This is a genomic window from Hyunsoonleella sp. 2307UL5-6, from assembly GCF_047345485.1.
Lineage (GTDB): Bacteria > Bacteroidota > Bacteroidia > Flavobacteriales > Flavobacteriaceae > Jejuia.
On record NZ_JBLFEN010000001.1, the window covers coordinates 627,200 to 639,945 of the forward strand.

Sequence of the window (12,746 nt, forward strand, 5' to 3'; positions counted from 1 at the left end):
GTTAATAGTTTTATTAACTGGCTTTATATTTATAGTAATTGTTTTAGAACCACCGTTTTTTTGTTGGTGTACCATAGTAACCATATTTAGCACCGTATCCAAAATTTGATTGTTTAACATCATTTACTACCAGCATCATTCCATTTAATTTTTTATCATCATGAAGCTCATTAGCAAAATTCAATATTTCTTTTTCTGTATAATTAGCTCTAGTAAGGTATATTGTATGTCCAGCATACTCACTAATTAAAATGGTATCTGTTACTAACATTGAAGGTGCTGTATCAACAATTACATAATCATATTGTTGTGATACACTATCAAACAATTCTTTAACCCTATCTCCCATTAACAACTCTGCTGGGTTTGGTGGTACTTTACCAGAAAGTAAAACATCAACTTTAATATCATTTATTAAATGTGTGTTGATAGTGTCTTCAACTTTAATAGAATCATCTACTAAAAACTCTGTTAAACCATTTTTAGCATCTTTATCATTTACCTTATTTTTTATAGCCGTGAAAATTTGTGGGTTTCTTATATCTGCACCTATAATCAAAACATTTTTTCCTGTATTGGCAATGGTTAAAGCCATATTCATACTAAAAAACGATTTACCTTCACCATTTATAGTAGAAGTAACAAAAATCACATTATCATAATTTTCAACTTTTCTTCCTTTACGAATATAATCAGCGTTAGTTCTAATAATTCTAAAGGACTCAGATAAGATTGATCGGTCATTTTTTTCAATTAAAAACTTATCACTTTTAGACATTCTAGGAAGTTCACCTAAGACAGTCATATTTTTAAGAGCCTTTTGAAGATCTTCTTTATTATGAATTTTTGTATCTAAAATATCTGAAGTGTACATTACACCAAATGGTATACATAAGCCTACTAATAGTGCAGCAATAAATGTCATTTTTTTATTTGGCGATACAGGAAAACCACTGCTATAGGCATTATCAATAATTTTAACAGAAGAAGATGTAGAGGTTAGTGATATTGCTGCTTCCTCTCTTTTTTCTAATAAGAAAAGAAATAACGATTCCTTCGTACCCTGTTCTCTTTCAATATCTCTAGATTTTCGCACTTGTCCTGGTACTGCATAAACTTTTGAATTTATTTCGCTATATCTATTTTGAAGGCTTTTCATTTTCACCTGCGTAGATTGAGCCAAATTACCAAGGCTTTGATTTAAACTACTTTTAAGTGTAGCTAACTGCTGATTTAAGTTAGTAATAATTGGATTTCGCTCGGTTGTTGACCCTTTTAGTAAATTATTCTTTTCACTAAGTATATCGTTATATTTATTTGTTAAATTTGTTATTGCAGAATTAGCTAAACCAACATCTGAAGGTATATAGTTATTACTTGATGCGTTAGTATCACCAATAACGTTTCGCATATAACTAATTTGATTCAATTCTGTTTTTGTTTCAGACAATTCTTGATCTATTTGAGCACTGGAATTAAGGTATAAATCAACCTCAGAGGTAATATTAGTTAATTTATTGGCCGTTTTAAATCTTTCAATTTTATCATCAACACTAGATAAATCAGTGGCTATCTTATTTATCCTATCATCTATAAAATTAGAGGCGTTTTTTGACCTTCGATTTTTATCCTCCATTGAGGTTCTATTATACTCTGAAACTAAAGTATTAAGTACAGCAATAGCTCTATTTTTATTTGTGTCTTTTAAGGATAAGTTTATTACTTTAGAAAACTCTTTAATTTGATTTATAGATACTTTTTCTCTATAATACTCTGCAATTTTATATACAGGACTAACTTTTACAGACAAAAATTTATCTTTAACTACATTAAAATCACTAAATTTTGGAGTGATAATTACTTCTCCTACAGGTGTTTCTATTGCTTTTCCAAAATAGGATTTCTTAGGTAATTCATTTTCATCAAATTTAACATTGAAAGCTTCATTTGATATAAATTCTATAGTAAACTTAAAATTTGCTTGATTAACTATCGAATCACTTGCAATAAAATTGATATTAACAGGTGCGTTGTTAAATAATTGCGTATTGTGAAATCGTCCAATATACCCAAATTGTTTATTTAATGATAGTTTTTCAACAACACTTTCCATTAACTTTCTAGATTTCAAAATCTCTATTTCGTCCTCAGTCTTTTTATTTTCTGCATCAGAAAAACTTTGCAAGTCTCTAAGTAGTTCTTTACCAGGAGTTCCAGAATTATTATCGCCAATCAACATTATTTTAGCTTGAGCACTATATACAGGTTCTGTATATCTTAAATGAAAATAAGCTAAAACTGAAAACACAAAAGCACTTAATATAAACCACTTCCAATGCTTTGCGTACCTAAAAATAGCCTTTTTTAAGTTAAAATCTGTTTGGGAAACTTTAGTTTTATCTGTTATATCCATTGGTTTTCACTATCAATTTAGTTGTGTAACTAAAATTATGGTAGAAGTAATTAGAATAGAAGCAATAGATATTGCTGTTGTTGTTCTAGAATCTAATGTCGATGTACTTATAGCAGACTTATTTGGTTCTACATAAACAATATCGTTTTGAGTAAGATAATAAACAGGTGAGTTAAATAGCTCCTTATTGGTTAAATCTACTTTAGTATAAGTTTTGGTGCCTTGAAAATCTCTTATCACGGTTATATTATCTCGTTTCCCCTTAATAGTTAAATCCCCTGCAAGAGCTATGGCTTCTAATAACGTAATTCTTTCACCAGAAATTGAATACCTTCCGGGAACTCTAACTTCACCAAGAATAGATACTCTAAAATTTAATATTCTTATATTGATTATAGGGTCTTTAAGATATTCTGAAAGCTTCTCTTTTAATAACTCTTTTGATTCTTCTACAGTTAATCCCAAAAGTTTTATTTTTCCGAGAACAGGATAATCAATATTTCCATCATTATCAACTAAATAATCTATAGGCACTGGTATTGCCGAAGCTTCACTACCTCTTGATAAATTAAAAGGTTTTACAGCCTCTAAATCAAAAGTAGAGACATATATACTAACAATATCATTAACTTTAAATTTAGGAGTAAATGTATCAGTATCTACTATTGTTTCAAAATCTTTGGCATTTTGAAAGTAAACTATATCTTGTCTTGATCCACAAGAAGTAAAAATTAAGAATATACTACAAAAGTATAAGGCAAAACGAATTTGTCTCTTATTCAAAAAATAAATCATATAGGTATATATTTGGGACTAAAATATAATAAGTAATTTAAAATATTGTTTTTTTTATAAATTAACTGAAGATTTTTTGTCTAAATTTCGATCTTTAGAGATTATATTTTTAGCTTTTTTATAGATTTGAACACGTTTATCAAACTTCTCGTAATCTGAATTATTGGATTTATATTCTGGTATTAAATTTTTCATTTTTAATACTATATTATTGTTTTGAAAACGATTTGTAATACAAAGTTCTTCAATATCGGCTTTTACTTTATTGTAATCTATATCTCTTGTTTTACTTATAAGGATTTTTTTGTGATATGTTGATAGCGTATTTTCGCCATTTGCTAATAGTTCTTCATATAATTTTTCTCCTGGTCTTAAACCAGTTATTTCAATATTGATATCTTCAGGGAAACTTAAACCTGATAATTTAATCATGTTCTTAGCTAAATCATATATTTTTACAGACTCTCCCATATCAAATATAAAAATCTCACCACCTTTACCCATAGTGCCAGCTTCTAATACTAATTGTGCTGCTTCAGGAATCGTCATGAAATAACGTGTAATCTCCTTGTGGGTTAATGTTAGTGGTCCGCCTTTTTCAATTTGCTTTTTAAATAAAGGAATTACAGAGCCGTTAGATCCTAACACATTACCAAATCTAGTTGTAATGAACTTAGTTTTACTCTCCTTTTGAAGACAAGAAATATACATTTCTGCCATCCTTTTAGTAGCTCCCATTACACTAGTAGGGTTAACGGCTTTATCAGTAGATACAAATACAAACTTTTTAACATTGTATCTTGATGCTGTATCAGCTAAAAGTTTTGTGCCATTTACGTTAATTTTTATGGCTTCGTAAGGCGATTTTTCCATTAGTGGCACATGCTTATAAGCTGCTGCATGAAATACCATAGTTGGCTTTTCCTGTTGAAAAATTGTATCTATTCTTAAACCATCGCGTATATCGGCAACAATAGCTATATAGTTGTATTTACCATCTCTTTTTAAATCTTGCTGAACATCGTATAAGGCAGATTCTGCTTGATCTACAAGAATTAGTTTTTTGAGATTAAAATTAGCCAATTGTTTTACCAATTCACTACCTATAGAACCCGCAGCACCAGTAACTAAAACTGTTTCGCCATCAAACTCATTTAATAAATTGGGGTTATCTATGTTAATTGGGGCTCTACCTAGTAAATCTTCTACCTCAAATTGCTTGATTTGGCTACTACTAAATTCACCATTAATCCAATCTTCAATTGGTGGTACTTTAGTAATTTTTACATCAAAATCAATTAAATTATCGACTAAATTAATAGTATTAATTGTATCAATACTTTGAGATGCCACTACTATTTCATCTATGTTATTGTGTTTTATAAAAGCTTCAGTAACATATTTTAATGGTAAAATTTTAACACCATTAATAAACTTACCTTTTTTCTTTAAATCGTCATCGATAAAAAATAATGTATTATAATTTGCTTTGGTATTATTCATTAAAGCATTATAAGTAATTATTCCAGAATCACCAGCACCATAAATCATAACATTTTTAGTGTCAATTAATTTACTTTTTAAGTGATTATAAACAATTTTAAAAAGTAACCTACAGCCGCAAAGTGCTACGAAACTAAATAATGCATGAAAAACTATAATCGATTTTGGAATAGTAAAATCAGCAATAAAATTAGTGGTAATATTTATTAATATCGTTAGTGTTGTAAGAAACGCCATTAAAGCTACAGCTTTAAATACGTTAACTACATCTGTAAAACCAGTATGGCGTATTATACTTTTATAAGATCCTACAACTAGAAAACTAACTGAGGCTATTAATAAAAGTATAGGAATTTGAATTAGGAATTGATTTATGTCAAAATTTAATGTAAAATTAAACCTAACAAAATAAGCAACAAAAAATGTAGTTAGTACGATGGCCAAGTCTAATCCAAAAACTAACCATCTTGATGCAAATTTTTGTGTGTAATATGAAAAGTAATTCTTAATCATAAGTGAGAGAGTTTAATATATGTTAGATATTTATGAGGGCTTTTTTTATGATAGCAACTATATTAATTAGGTTGTCTTTAGTCAAATTAGAACCGCTTGGTAAGCAAAGTCCTTTTTCAAATAAGTCTTCAGAAGTACCATTGGTAAAATGCAAAAAATCTTTAAAAACTGGTTGCATATGCATAGGTTTCCATAATGGTCGGGATTCTATATCCTGTTCTAATAATGTTGTTCTTATTTTTTCTCGTAACTCAAAAGAGCTTGTTTTTATACATGTAAGCCACCTATTAGAGAAAAAACCATCTGGTTCATCCAAAAACTCTATATCAATAAATGATTCTAAATTATTTTTGTAAAACTGATAATTATTTCTTCTTGCAGCTACTCTATCATCAAGTACCAACATTTGTCCTCTACCAATTCCTGCTACCACATTGCTCATTCTATAATTGTAGCCAACTTTTGAGTGTTCGTAGTGTGGCGCATCTTCTCTTGCTTGGGTTGATAAATGTACTGCTCTATTTTTTTCATCAATTGTTTTGGTAACTAAAGCACCTCCACCAGATGTAGTAATTATCTTGTTTCCATTAAAGGATAAAATACCGTATTCCCCAAATGTACCGCAGGGTTTGTTTATAAAGGTACTGCCAAATGCTTCAGCACTGTCTTCAATTACAGGAATATCATATTTTTTTGCAATTGCATTAATCTCATTTACTTTGTATGGCATCCCATAAAGATGAACAGCAATTATTGCTTTTGGCTTTTTATATTTTTCAATTCTGTCTTTAATTGCAATTTCAAGGAGTTTTGGAGAAATATTCCAAGTATCATTTTCACTATCTATAAAAACAGGAGTTGCACCTTGGTACATTATAGGATTGGCAGAAGCTGAAAATGTAAAACTTTGACACAGTACCTCATCACCTTTTTCTACTCCAAGTAAAACTAGAGCCATATGTATCGATGCAGTACCAGAACTAAGAACAGCAACTTCTTGTTTCCCTCCCAGATAGTCTGATATATCTTTTTCAAAACCGTTTACATTAGGGCCTAAAGGAGCTATCCAGTTTGTATTGAAAGCATCTTCAACAAAACGCTGTTCCATCCCTCCCATGTGCGGTGATGATAAATAAATTTTTGTTTTTGTCAACATTATATTATCAATAACTATTTTAAAAGCAATTAACGTTGTTAAATATTGTTATGAAATCCCCTCTTCTTTAGAAGAAAACAAAATCAAAAACTAATATTTTAAGTTTTAAACTTGACTTTAAAAGCTGCTGGTAAAAGACTCTATCCACTGAGAGGGATTAGGGACGATCTTTAATACAACAACTTAATTAAATCAAAACTTTGCTATTAATCAACTTAATCTTGTATTGTGGGTGTAAATTTAGTAATTGTTTTAGTCTGAACAGGTAACAAACTACTTATTTCGCTAAAAGCTTATTTAAAATCGGCTAAATACAACAAGCTTTTAGTTTGTGGATATTCTTTGCATGTTGTCGATATAGAAACAAAGTTAAATCAATTAAAACAGCATACATTACAATTTTGTTTACTTAAACCAATGCTGCATTTATTCTATAAAATTATCCAGTAAACTTATATTTATAGCTAAAACTAATCCTTTTGTCGAAAATTGATTTTATTGTATTATTAAGTCTTTTTAATTTCAATACTTTTGATTGCTTCAATTAAAATTATTGTTTTCAATAATTAACAGCTAATATCCTGAATTTATGTATAATTATACCTTTACAGTTTTTACTGCTACTTACAATCGTGCACATACAATACATCGCGTGTATGATAGTTTAAAAACTCAAACATTTAAAGATTTTGAGTGGTTAATTATTGACGATGGATCCACTGATGACACTGAAAAAATAATAAAAAAATGGATGTCTGAGGCTAATTTTGAAATAAGATATTTTAAAAAAAATAATGGAGGTAAACATACTGCATTCAACCTTGGAGTACAAAAAGCTAATGGCGAACTTTTTCTTCCTTTGGATAGCGATGATAGCTGTATTCCTGAAGCTTTAGAAATATTTGATAAAACGTGGAATGAAATTGAAGATAAATCTAGTTTTTCTGCTGTTACAGGATTATGTCGTGATGCAAGTGGAGAATTGGTAGGGCAAAAATATCCTAAAGATATTTTTGACTCTGATTCAATTGAATTAAAATATATTCATAAAGTTAATGGAGAAAAATGGGGATTTCAAAAAACAGATGTATTAAAAGAATTTCCATTTCCAGAACCAAAAGATCTTAAATTATATCCTGAGGCTGTAATATGGAATAAAATTTCTAGAAAATATAAAACGAGATTTATAAATCAAACGCTACGTATATATATACAAGGAGAAGATAGCTATACTAAAGCTCCCATCAAAAAATTTGCTAAAGCTTCAGCTATTTGGCACACAAGTGTTTTAAATGATACTATTGATTATTTTTGGAACAACCCTTTAGCTTTTTTTAAAACTGCAGTGCATTATACTAGATTCACCTTTCATAGTAAAACTGTGTTTTTTAGTAACTTAAAAAATAATTTAGCACGCTTTGTAGTAATTATGTCTTTACCTGTAGCTATGTTAGTATATATTAGAGATTCAATAAAAGGTTAATCAAAATATTTTTATAAAACAATACTAAATATTAAAGTAACTAAAATGTTATAAAAATATAAATTTGTGTGAGATGTTTTAAAGTATCTACAATAAAAATAGACTAATCTTTATCAACTATATTTAAAAACTCCTCTAAGTCGGTGTATCCATCATTATCAAAATCACCTAAACCATCTCTTTCTAATGTTTTAAAAACTTCTAGCTCCCATTCGTCAGGCATACCATCACGATCATCATCATAACCTGTAGGTCTTGAATTATTAGGTATCTCTGGAAAATTCAACGAAACTACAGGATTTGTTGCATACCACCTAGGCTCTACTCCGTTGCCTTGATTTACACTAAAACTATCGGTCCCATTTAGGGCATCTGAAATATATAAGGCATCATTACTATCTAACCATTTTGTTACTGTTCCATCTGCATTTAACGAAGCATTAGCTCCCACATTATTTAAAACACTATTAAAAGCTGAGTTTGCAGACTCAGGATTTAAAATAAATTCTCCAAGACTCTGGTAAGGTGTATTAGCTCTAAAAGTTTGATTAGATGTCAAATTTGTACCAAAATCTGCCCAAGCCCCCCAATTATCTGTATTCAAGTTATTAAAACCTTCATAAATATTTCCCTGAGTGTAAACTTTTCCATCAAAACCTCTACCTATTTTATTAAAGTAATATCCACTAAAATTAGGTGGTTTTACTTCAGTTGCGTAAGCAGCTTTGTAGTAATTATTAATATGATTAAGCTCCGCAGAGTTATATATAGAACTTAGCCTAATCTGCCAGTTATAAATTACATTATTCACGACCTCAAATTGTCCATTACCAGCCAAATTAGGCGTACGATGCATGTGAGATATTAAGTTGTGATGAAACGTGTATTCATCTGCATTATGTTTTCTCACCTCATCTACTCCAGAACCTAAAATAACAGCTGTTTTACCTTCGGCAAAAATACATCTTGAAATTGTATGTGGTCCAGCTTTGGTTGTATCATCCCATATAAGCATAGTTTCATCTTTTCCATAGGCTAAAGAACAGTGGTCAAAAATAACATGACTAGGTGAGTATGTTCCTACTAAAGTTGAGTTGGTACCTCCATTATTCCTATCTTGTCTAAATCTTAAATATCGAATTATAACGTCATCTGCCGAATCTTCAATTACAAAACGATGCCCTCTAAGGGTAATACCACCAACAGGTGCTGTTTGTCCTGCAATCGTTAAGTCACCGTTTAAAATGCGAATATCGCTTTGTGTAATTATTTCTCCAGAAACATCGAATATGATAATTCTAGGACCAGATGCCTGTATTGCTTCCCTGAAAGACCCTGAACCACTGTCATTTAAATTAGTTACATGGATAACCCTTCCTCCACGCCCACCTTTAGCTCCTGAGGCTGCCCCAAAAGCTGAAGGAAAAGCTTTAAGTTCTACAGCAATATCCTCTTCAATTACAGGATCAGGATCTACTATTAAAGTAACTATTGCACTGTCGCAATTAGCCTCATTGTTTGCATCGCAAATTTCATAATCAAACGTATCAGTTCCAAAAAAACCTATATTTGGTATATAATCTAATGTATCATCTGTGAAATCATTAGGTGTAGAATTATCATTAATACTTAAACTTCCATTAGAAGGTAATGAATTTGTGAACGAAATATTTTCAGGAAGATTTATATCGTTTAAATAGGGTTTAAAATCTACAGTTTTATCTTCAGAGGTTCTGATGGTATCATTAACTGCTTGAACAATATCGAAGGTATCCGACACTTCTTCCTCAACTATTGTTTCTTCATCTTCTATTAATACATTCTCCTCAATAACATAAAGTGCTTCATTATTGCAAGAAAATAAACTAAATAAAATAATAAAAAGCACAATCAAATAATCAGTTTTAATAAGTAGGTAATTCATTTAAATAATATTTAGGGAATATAAATATATGTAAGTAAATCGTTAAATAGATGCACTTCATCGAAAAAACATATAATAACCAATGTTTTTTGTAAGAAATTGCATTTTGTCGATTTTACCATCTTATTGTTATACGAGAGTGATTGAATAATGGACGCCTATTATAAAAACAAATGCAAAAGTAATTCCTAAATTTATTTAAAAAAAGCATTGTTAATAAACATATGATAAATAATAACAACTCTAAAAAACAATATTTAATGCAATACAATAAGTAATCAATAACTGATAAAAATTCACTTAGAATAAATCATTAAGTATACGTTTAGAAAAAAAACCATAATATATATGTAAATAGTTGTTTTCAAAAAACTTATATAGATACACAGTAAAAAGAAGCATTAACATTACATAATCCATAGATAAAAAGCACATTTATACTTTTTTTGAATAAATTTATTTTTTCAGCTGAATTTTATCGTAAAAAACGGATAGTTAGTATAATAATAGTAAACGTTTAAATATTTTTTCACATATTTGCCCAAGCTATTATATTAAACCCAAATCAAAAATGTTAGACAAACTACAAAACAAAACAGTATTAGTTACTGGAGGCGCTGGTTTTATTGGTTCTAATTTGTGTGAAACTTTACTTTCTAACAATATTAAAACTATATGCTTAGACAACTTTGCAACTGGAAAAAAAGAAAACATACAGCCTTTTCTTAAAGATAAAAACTTTAAACTCGTTGAAGGTGATATTAGGAATTTAGAAGATTGCCATACTGCATGTAATAATGTAGACTATGTATTGCATCAAGCAGCGCTAGGTTCTGTACCAAGATCAATAAAAGACCCTATAACAACTAACGATGTAAATGTTTCTGGGTTTTTAAATATGTTGGTTGCAGCACGCGACGCTAATGTAGAACGTTTTGTATATGCAGCAAGTTCTTCTACTTATGGAGACCATGAGGCATTACCAAAAGTAGAGGATACCATTGGAAAGCCTTTATCTCCCTATGCTATTACAAAATATGTAAATGAATTATACGCCGATATTTTTAACAAATCTTACGGCTTAAATACTATTGGCTTACGCTATTTTAATGTTTTTGGAAGAAGACAAGATCCAGATGGTGCCTATGCTGCTGTAATTCCGCTTTTTGTAAAGCAGTTTATTAATCACGAATCGCCAATGATTAATGGAGATGGCAGTTTCTCAAGAGATTTTACTTATATAGATAACGTTGTGCAAATGAATATGCTTGCCATAACAACTACTAACAAAAAAGCTTTAAATACAGTATATAATGTGGCTTATGGTGATAGAACTACCTTATTAGAGTTAACAGAATTACTCAAAAAGCACCTTAGCGATTTTGATGATACAATTAAAAATGTAAGCATTAAGCATCGTGAAAATAGAGTTGGAGATATCCCCCACTCTTTAGCATCAGTCGATAAAGCAAAAAAATTATTAAACTATAATCCTAAATTCAATATTAATGATGGTATAAAAGAAGCTGTTGTTTGGTATTGGAAAAACCTATAATTAAATCAATCAATCAAAAATGAATGTAACCAAAATTTGTTGTATTGGAGCTGGCTATGTTGGAGGACCAACTATGGCAGTAATAGCTAAGAAAAACCCAAATATTAAAGTAACAATTGTTGATATAAATGCCGATAGAATTGCTGCATGGAATAATGAAGACGTATCAAAACTCCCAATTTATGAGCCTGGGTTAGCCGATATTGTTAAAGAAACAAGACATAAAAATTTATTTTTTTCAACTGAAATAGACAAGGCCATTGACGAGTCTGAAATGATTTTTATCTCTGTAAATACACCTACCAAAACTTATGGTAAAGGAAAAGGTATGGCTGCAGATTTAAAGTATATTGAATTATGTGCCAGAAATATTGCAGATGTTGCTAAAACGGATAAAATAGTTGTTGAAAAATCTACCTTACCTGTTAGGACTGCAGAAGCCATTAAAAGTATTTTACACCACACTGGTAACGAAATTAATTTCCACATCTTATCTAACCCTGAATTTTTAGCAGAAGGAACGGCTGTAGATGATTTGTTAAATCCAGATCGTGTATTAATTGGTGGAGAATCTAATGAAGCTATAGAAAGTCTTGCAAATGTATATAGTAGTTGGGTATCAGATGATAGAATTTTACGTACCAATTTATGGTCATCAGAACTATCAAAACTTACTGCTAATGCTTTTTTAGCACAACGTGTATCATCAGTAAACTCTATTTCTGAATTGTGCGAACTTACAGGTGCTAATGTAAATGAAGTAGCTAAAGCTATAGGCTTAGATTCAAGAATTGGCCCGAAATTTTTAAAAGCCTCAGTTGGCTTTGGAGGATCTTGTTTTCAAAAAGATATTTTAAACCTAGTTTATATTGCAAGAAGCTACGGGCTTAATGAAGTAGCCGATTATTGGGAACAGGTTATTATAATGAATGATCATCAAAAAAGAAGATTTTCTGACAGACTTATAAAAACATTATACAACACAGTTTCTGGAAAAAAAATAGCAGTTCTAGGTTGGGCGTTTAAAAAAGACACTAACGATACTAGAGAATCTGCTGCAATTTATGTTACAGACCACCTATTAAACGAACAAGCTAAAATTTCAGTTTTTGATCCTAAAGTTTCTTGTGAAAGAATGTTAACAGATTTAAATTATTTAAATACTAGGTCTGAAGAAGAAAACAAAAATGCTGTTGAGTGCAGTAAAGATCCTTATGAAGCGGTTAAAGATGCACATGCTATTGCGATTTTAACAGAGTGGGATGAATTTAAAACTTACGATTGGAAGAGAATATATAACGAAATGAAAAAACCTGCCTTTATTTTTGATGGTAGAAATTTATTAAGTAAACAAGACATGAATGCGATTGGTTTTGAATATTATGCCATCGGTCAATAATTAAA

The 12,746-nt window shown here is 29.9% G+C and carries 8 protein-coding genes; 3 read left to right on the forward strand and 5 right to left on the reverse strand.

Features of this window, described 5'->3' with window-relative positions; translation table 11 throughout:
• Positions 1-43: 43 nt before the first annotated feature.
• From ACKGJY_RS02790 to ACKGJY_RS02805, 4 genes are read right to left on the reverse strand one after another with little or no spacing between them, the layout of a single operon-like run.
• The gene (locus ACKGJY_RS02790; protein WP_413972319.1) at positions 44-2,413 is read right to left on the reverse strand and encodes a GumC family protein; all 2,370 of its coding nucleotides are present in this window, start codon (positions 2,411-2,413) and stop codon (positions 44-46) included.
• Positions 2,414-2,425: 12 nt separating this feature from the next.
• Complete coding sequence (locus ACKGJY_RS02795) at positions 2,426-3,208, reverse strand: polysaccharide biosynthesis/export family protein (protein ID WP_413972320.1); 783 nt, start codon at positions 3,206-3,208, stop codon at positions 2,426-2,428.
• Between the two features lie 54 nt (positions 3,209-3,262).
• Complete coding sequence (locus ACKGJY_RS02800) at positions 3,263-5,224, reverse strand: polysaccharide biosynthesis protein (protein WP_413972321.1); 1,962 nt, start codon at positions 5,222-5,224, stop codon at positions 3,263-3,265.
• A 22-nt stretch (positions 5,225-5,246) separates the two neighbouring features.
• A complete protein-coding gene (locus tag ACKGJY_RS02805; protein WP_413972322.1) occupies positions 5,247-6,380 on the reverse strand; it encodes an aminotransferase class I/II-fold pyridoxal phosphate-dependent enzyme in 1,134 nt (377 codons plus the stop codon).
• A gap of 589 nt (positions 6,381-6,969) precedes the next feature.
• On the opposite strand from ACKGJY_RS02805, the gene ACKGJY_RS02810 reads away from it, so the two are divergent.
• On the forward strand, positions 6,970-7,863 hold the full coding sequence (locus ACKGJY_RS02810) for a glycosyltransferase family 2 protein (protein ID WP_413972323.1): 894 nt from the start codon (positions 6,970-6,972) through the stop codon (positions 7,861-7,863).
• Positions 7,864-7,966: 103 nt separating this feature from the next.
• On the opposite strand, the gene ACKGJY_RS02815 is transcribed toward ACKGJY_RS02810, so the two are convergent.
• Positions 7,967-9,787 (reverse strand): Ig-like domain-containing protein, encoded by a 1,821-nt coding sequence (locus ACKGJY_RS02815; RefSeq protein ID WP_413972324.1) that lies wholly within the window; start codon positions 9,785-9,787, stop codon positions 7,967-7,969.
• 571 nt (positions 9,788-10,358) lie between these two features.
• Here ACKGJY_RS02815 and ACKGJY_RS02820 point away from each other — a divergent pair.
• Both ACKGJY_RS02820 and ACKGJY_RS02825 read left to right on the forward strand, forming a co-directional pair.
• Positions 10,359-11,342: an SDR family oxidoreductase gene (locus ACKGJY_RS02820; protein WP_413972325.1), complete on the forward strand. Its 984-nt coding sequence runs from the start codon at positions 10,359-10,361 to the stop codon at positions 11,340-11,342.
• Positions 11,343-11,361: 19 nt separating this feature from the next.
• Complete coding sequence (locus ACKGJY_RS02825) at positions 11,362-12,741, forward strand: nucleotide sugar dehydrogenase (protein WP_413972326.1); 1,380 nt, start codon at positions 11,362-11,364, stop codon at positions 12,739-12,741.
• Positions 12,742-12,746: the final 5 nt, after the last annotated feature.

Bases quoted from the DNA above. Each gene is read 5' to 3' on its own strand.
- ACKGJY_RS02790 (WP_413972319.1), bottom strand. From the start codon at position 2,413: ATGGATATAACAGATAAAACTAAAGTTTCCCAAACAGATTTTAACTTA.
- ACKGJY_RS02795 (WP_413972320.1), bottom strand. From the start codon at position 3,208: ATGATTTATTTTTTGAATAAGAGACAAATTCGTTTTGCCTTATACTTT.
- ACKGJY_RS02800 (WP_413972321.1), bottom strand. From the start codon at position 5,224: ATGATTAAGAATTACTTTTCATATTACACACAAAAATTTGCATCAAGA.
- ACKGJY_RS02805 (WP_413972322.1), bottom strand. From the start codon at position 6,380: ATGTTGACAAAAACAAAAATTTATTTATCATCACCGCACATGGGAGGG.
- ACKGJY_RS02810 (WP_413972323.1), top strand. From the start codon at position 6,970: ATGTATAATTATACCTTTACAGTTTTTACTGCTACTTACAATCGTGCA.
- ACKGJY_RS02815 (WP_413972324.1), bottom strand. From the start codon at position 9,787: ATGAATTACCTACTTATTAAAACTGATTATTTGATTGTGCTTTTTATT.
- ACKGJY_RS02820 (WP_413972325.1), top strand. From the start codon at position 10,359: ATGTTAGACAAACTACAAAACAAAACAGTATTAGTTACTGGAGGCGCT.
- ACKGJY_RS02825 (WP_413972326.1), top strand. From the start codon at position 11,362: ATGAATGTAACCAAAATTTGTTGTATTGGAGCTGGCTATGTTGGAGGA.